Annotated in this window: 6 protein-coding genes and 1 pseudogene; 2 read left to right on the top strand and 5 right to left on the bottom strand. The window is 63.1% G+C overall.

The genetic code is table 11. The features are described 5' to 3' along the window. Positions 1–186 (top strand): annotated as a pseudogene (locus tag EOB36_RS22265) (cobyric acid synthase CobQ); the annotation flags it as partial. Here the strand turns inward: EOB36_RS22265 and EOB36_RS22260 are convergent. From EOB36_RS22260 to EOB36_RS22250, 3 genes are all read right to left on the bottom strand, one after another. Further along, positions 183–605 (bottom strand): VOC family protein, encoded by a 423-nt coding sequence (locus tag EOB36_RS22260; protein WP_095486675.1) that lies wholly within the window; start codon positions 603–605, stop codon positions 183–185. The pseudogene EOB36_RS22265 and the gene EOB36_RS22260 sit on opposite strands and share 4 nt — an antisense overlap. Positions 606–709: 104 nt before the next feature. After that, positions 710–1,543: an AraC family transcriptional regulator gene (locus tag EOB36_RS22255; protein WP_095486674.1), complete on the bottom strand. Its 834-nt coding sequence runs from the start codon at positions 1,541–1,543 to the stop codon at positions 710–712. Positions 1,544–1,642: 99 nt separating this feature from the next. Beyond that, positions 1,643–1,813: a hypothetical protein gene (locus tag EOB36_RS22250; protein WP_095486751.1), complete on the bottom strand. Its 171-nt coding sequence runs from the start codon at positions 1,811–1,813 to the stop codon at positions 1,643–1,645. A gap of 580 nt (positions 1,814–2,393) precedes the next feature. Between EOB36_RS22250 and EOB36_RS22245 the strand changes: the two genes are divergently transcribed. Next, entirely contained in the window at positions 2,394–2,831 is a 438-nt protein-coding gene (locus EOB36_RS22245; RefSeq protein ID WP_095486750.1) for a TerB family tellurite resistance protein, read from the top strand. 10 nt (positions 2,832–2,841) lie between these two features. Here the strand turns inward: EOB36_RS22245 and EOB36_RS22240 are convergent, their stop codons facing one another. Together EOB36_RS22240 and EOB36_RS35310 are read right to left on the bottom strand one after the other, a co-directional pair. Continuing rightward, a complete protein-coding gene (locus tag EOB36_RS22240) occupies positions 2,842–4,485 on the bottom strand; it encodes a dipeptide ABC transporter ATP-binding protein (protein WP_095486673.1) in 1,644 nt (547 codons plus the stop codon). Further along, on the bottom strand, positions 4,482–4,980 hold a 499-nt coding region (locus EOB36_RS35310), incomplete at its 5' end, for an ABC transporter permease (protein WP_245467858.1). The genes EOB36_RS35310 and EOB36_RS22240, both read right to left, overlap by 4 nt.

Raw genomic sequence — 4,980 nt, 5'->3', positions numbered from 1 at the left:
GTGTCAGGCACCTATTTGCACGGGCTGTTTTCCGCCGACGCTTTTCGGGCGAAATTCCTGGAAAACCTCGGCGTCAAAGGCGGCGGCATCGACTATCGCGCCGAGGTAGAACGGGCATTGGACGAGGTCGCAGCCGAGCTGGAGATCCACCTCGACTGCGACGCGATTTTTGGCCTCGCCCGTTAGCTGGCGGGCTCGGCGGCCTTCGGCCAGTAGGTGCCGAAGGACCAGACATTGCCCTCCGGATCGCGGCAGATGAACTCGCGGCTGCCATAGTCGCGGTCAGTCAGCTCTTCCAGTATTTCGGCGCCGGCCTTCTTGGCTTTGGCATAGGCGGCATCGGCATCGTCGACGGCAACATAGATCGATCTGCCGCCACCTGGCCCCGGTGCGCCGATTATCTGGCCGAACTTGTCGTCGCGTGCAGTGCCCAGCATGATCATCGAGGAGCCTAAAGTCAGTTCGGCGTGTTGGACGATATCGCCTTCGCCGTAGCGGGCATGAACGACAAAGCCGAAGGCCTCGCCCAGCCAATCGATCATCTTCGCGGCATTGCGGTAGCGCAAGGTGGGATAGAGTCTGGGCGGTTCGACGGACATGGTCATGGCGATTTCCTTCAGTTGGGTTGGTGATAACCCAGTCTGGGCGAAGCCTGTTGCGGCGTCTTGAAGAAATGTTACCTGAGTGTCCTGCAAAGGACCTGGGCGGTTTATGCCTGGGCGGCAAGCGTCGTCGGCGTTTCGCCGGCAAGATCGCGGAATTCGCGAACCAGATGCGCCTGGTCTGCATAGCCGCAATCGGCGGCGATATCGGCCCAATCGGATTGGTCCTGCCTTGAGAGCCCGAGCGCCCGGTTGAAGCGGACGATGCGCGACAGCGTCTTGGGGCCGACGCCGATCGCGTTGGAAAACTTTCCTGCGAGATGCTTGCGGCTCCAGCCTATCCTGTCGGCGAGCGACGACACGCGAATGCGGCCGCCCGAGACGATGATCCGTTCATAGGCCCAGGCGATTTCGGACTGCGTTTCCCGCGCCTCAGTCAGTCGCGCGGCGACGAACGCCTCGACGATGGCAAAGCGTGCGCTCCAGTCGTGCGCATTGCCAAGTCTTTCGCGCAGCGCGATGCCTTCGAGGCCAAGCACATCGTCGAGGCCGACCATGCGGTCGGTCAGTTCGCTCATCGGAAGGCCGAAGAAGCGGCGGGCGCCGAGCGGTGTGAAATTGACCTGTACACAGCAGGCGCCGCCGAAGGACTCGATCACCACCGGACCGGCAAAAAGGCCGGCGGCGAAACTGGCGAAGCGATCATTGTCGCCGGGGTTCTTGCCGAGCCCGATGGCGAAGGGTTCGGCAAAGCTGATAACCAGTGGGACGGTCAGCGACGCATATTCGACGTTGCGGAAATGGCCGGGCATTGTTTCGCGGTAGCCGCAGATGTCGGTGACCGCGCACCGGAGCCGAGGGCCGGGCGCGCGCCGCACCATCTCGAACCGGTCGAGGCCGGGATTTTCATGGCGGCTGCCGTCTTCGCTCTCGGCGGGCATGAGCTTTCCTTCCGCCCATGGAGTCTAACAGACCATCCCTCAAAATCAAAAGCGCCCGGCTTGTGGCCGGGCGCTCCGAGTTGCCTGAGATCTGAGTGCTTAAGCGCCGCGCATCAAGCAGCCACCGGCAAGCACGATATAAGCGATGAGGGCAATCCAAACCGCGGGTATGGGAATGAACGCAAGGACGCCAAAAGCGGCAAGAAGGCCGAGAATGGCGATAACAAGGGATATGATGAAAATAAGCTGCGTAGGCGCACTGAGATTCATGTGTGGCTCCTCCAACATGATTCGTACAACCGCATACTATCAGGCGCGCCGTCACACACCAATCAGCGTGCGCAGCGGGTTCGCCGGGTCAGCCAGCAGCTTGACGGGGAGTGGCCAGAAGGATGCGGCGCTTTCGATCACGAGGGCAATCCCTGGAGACGGATGATAGTTTCCAAATTGTGACGGAGACCACCAATTGTCGATCTTGGCGCCGCCCCTCATCGCCCTGCCGGGCAGGAGAAGGGGCTGGCCGCAGCTTCGGCGCCCTTCCTGCGACGCTGGTGATTGGCGAAACCGGTGACGAGAGCGCCCCTCTCCCCGTCGCTATACGGGGAGAGGATGCCGGCAGGCAGGTGAAGGGCAGCGCCAATGCCCGGAAAAGGATGAGGAGGCGAATTAAAAACCTGAAGCGATTGCCCCGTTCGAACCCAGCCGACCCGTTTGCGCAAGGCCGATTCCGCGCTACCTATGCCAAGCGCGCCGCGACGCGCTTGGCTCTTTTGTTTTATGCATGTCGTTATCTCAAAACCGCTGCGCACTTTTGAGCGACATGCATTTGACGAATCGGAAAGGGACGCTGATGGCATTCGCTTTACTGGACCAGATACGCTTGATCTTCGACGGCGACCCCGGCGTGCGCAAGGTCGCGGACGATCCTGTGCTGTCGGCGGAACTGCTCATGCTGTTTCGTATGATTCTCGCCGACGGCTCGGTCAGCGAGAGCGAAATGGTCGCGCTCAGGCGCATCTGCCGGGAAGCCTTCGGCATTCCGGAAGCCAGCATCGACAGCGTCATCGAATATCTCAACGAGTTCGGCTACGAGACCAACAGCTCGCAAGCCATCGCGCAGTTCCGTGACCTCGACGTCGAGCGGCGCAAGCTGCTTGCCCGCCACATGGCCGAGATCGCCAAGGCCGATTCACAACTTGCCGGGAACGAGATGAAGCTCTTGCGCCGCACGCTCGACCTGCTCGACATCAGCCCTGCCGATGCGGTGAAGCCGCAAACGCAAGCCTGAAGCGGCCCGCTCACCCTTGTTCGTGTAACCGGCGCGCTATTGCCCGGTGCAGGTCCGGAGCGGCAGCGACCAGCGCCTTGGCGGCTTCGGACTGCGGATGGTCGAGAACCTCGCTCGTCCTGCCGCGCTCGACGATCTTGCCGTCGTGCATGACCATCACCGCGTCGGTGATGGCGCGGGCGACGGTCAGATCGTGAGTGATGAAGACGTAGGCGATGCCGAGCTTCTGGTTGAGCTCGGCGAACAGGTCGAGAACCTGGGCGCGGATAGAGACATCGAGGGCCGAGACCGGCTCGTCGGCGACGACCAGTTTGGGACGGGTGATGATAGCGCGGGCGATCGACAGGCGCTGGCGCTGGCCGCCTGAAAATTCGTGGGGATATTTGTCCATGTCGCGTGGGCTGAGGCCGACCTCGTGCAAGGCCTTTGCCACCATCTCGCGCCGCTCGGCATTCGTCGGCTTCTTCTCCAGGACGTGCAGTGGCTCGGCGACCAGCTTTTCGACCTTCAGGCGCGGGTCGAAAGAGCCGTAAGGGTCCTGGAACACCACCTGCATGTCGCGGCGCGCCGGCTTGAGCTCAGCCTCGCTCTTGCCGGTGATGACCTGCCCCCGAAACCGGATCGTTCCCGATGTCGGCCCGTCCAGCGCCAGGACCATGCGGGCAAGCGTGGACTTGCCGCAGCCCGAACGTCCGACCAGAGCCACTGACTGGCCGGGATCAATCGAAAACGAGACATCGTCGACGGCGCGGATCGGGGCCGCCCGCTTCAGCAGCGATTTTCGACGTCCCGGATAGTCCCGCGTCACGCTGTCTACCTGGAGCAGGGGTTTGGCACCCTGGAGCAGGGGGTTGTCCAGGCCGACCTCATGTGTCCTGGCGCGCGCCGGGACATGCATAGAGGCCTGCGCCAGTTGTCGCGTGTAGGGATGAAGCTGCTCCGACAAAGTGCGCGCCGTGTCGCCGGCCTCCATCACTTCGCCATGGCGCAGGATGGTGATGCGATCCGCCATCTCGGTCACCACCGCAAGGTCGTGCGAGATCAAGAGCAGGCCCATGCGGTTTTCCGCGACCAGGTCGCGCAACAGGTCGAGGATCTGCGCCTGCAGCACGACGTCGAGCGCCGTCGTCGGCTCGTCGGCGATCAGCAGCTTGGGTTTCAGCGCGCAGGCAATGGCGATGACGACGCGCTGGCGCTGGCCGCCGGAAAGCTCGTGCGGATAGCGTGACAAAGGAAACTGCGCCGCCGGCAGGCCGACCCGGTCGAGCATTTTTCGCGCGTGGTCCTCGGCGTCGGCTCGGCTTGCCCTGGTGTGCCAGCGGATGCCTTCGGCGACTTGCTCGCCAATGGTCTTGACCGGATTCAGTGCCGTCATCGGCTCCTGGAAAACCATGCCGATATCGTCGCCGCGCAGCGCGCACATCTGGTCTTCGCTGGCCGCAAGGATGTCGATGCCGTCGAAGGTGACGCGCCCCGTGGCGCGCGCCGCCCAGGGCAGAAGCTGCATCACCGTCAGCGCCGTTATCGACTTGCCCGAGCCGGATTCGCCGACCAGCCCCATCACCTCGCCGGGCGCGACGGAGAGCTCGACATCCCTCAGGATCGGTGTGTTGCCGATGCTCAGCGACAGTTTCTCGATTTCGAGCAAGCTCATCGCTGCCGCCGCGATTTGGGATCGAGGATGTCGGCAATACCGTCGCCGAGCAGGTTCAGGCCAAGCACGGTGACGACGATCGCCATGCCTGGAAAGATCGCCATCCACGGCGCCGCCACCATGCGGGTCTGCGCATCGAACAGCATCCGCCCCCAACTCGGCATTGGCGGCTGTGTGCCCAGCCCGACATAGGAAAGCCCGGCTTCGGCCAGGATGCCGAGCGCGAACTGGATGGTGCCTTGAACCAGGAGCAATGTGACGATGTTGGGCAGCACATGTTCCAGCGTGATCAGCGTTTTGCCTTTGCCGGCGGCGCGCGCGGCAAGGATGAATTCGCGCGGCCAGATCGCCAGCGCACCGGCCCGGGCGACGCGGGCAAAGACCGGGATGTTGAAGATGCCGATGGCGATGATGGCGTTGAGCGCGCCCGGCCCGAAAATGGCGGTGATCATGATCGCCGAGAGCAGGGCAGGGAAGGCGAAGACGAGATCATTC

This window comes from Mesorhizobium sp. M6A.T.Cr.TU.017.01.1.1, from assembly GCF_004023115.1.
Classification (GTDB): Bacteria; Pseudomonadota; Alphaproteobacteria; order Rhizobiales; family Rhizobiaceae; genus Mesorhizobium; species Mesorhizobium mediterraneum.
The sequence above is the reverse complement of the archived record's forward strand: the minus strand, read 5'-3'. Positions and strand labels throughout refer to the sequence as shown.

What these genes read in the sequence shown, in the direction of transcription:
- EOB36_RS22250 (WP_095486751.1), bottom strand. Translation starts at nt 1,813, where the DNA reads ATGAATCTCAGTGCGCCTACGCAGCTTATTTTCATCATATCCCTTGTT.
- EOB36_RS22245 (WP_095486750.1), top strand. Translation starts at nt 2,394, where the DNA reads ATGGCATTCGCTTTACTGGACCAGATACGCTTGATCTTCGACGGCGAC.
- EOB36_RS22260 (WP_095486675.1), bottom strand. Translation starts at nt 605, where the DNA reads ATGACCATGTCCGTCGAACCGCCCAGACTCTATCCCACCTTGCGCTAC.
- EOB36_RS22255 (WP_095486674.1), bottom strand. Translation starts at nt 1,543, where the DNA reads ATGCCCGCCGAGAGCGAAGACGGCAGCCGCCATGAAAATCCCGGCCTC.
- EOB36_RS22240 (WP_095486673.1), bottom strand. Translation starts at nt 4,485, where the DNA reads ATGAGCTTGCTCGAAATCGAGAAACTGTCGCTGAGCATCGGCAACACA.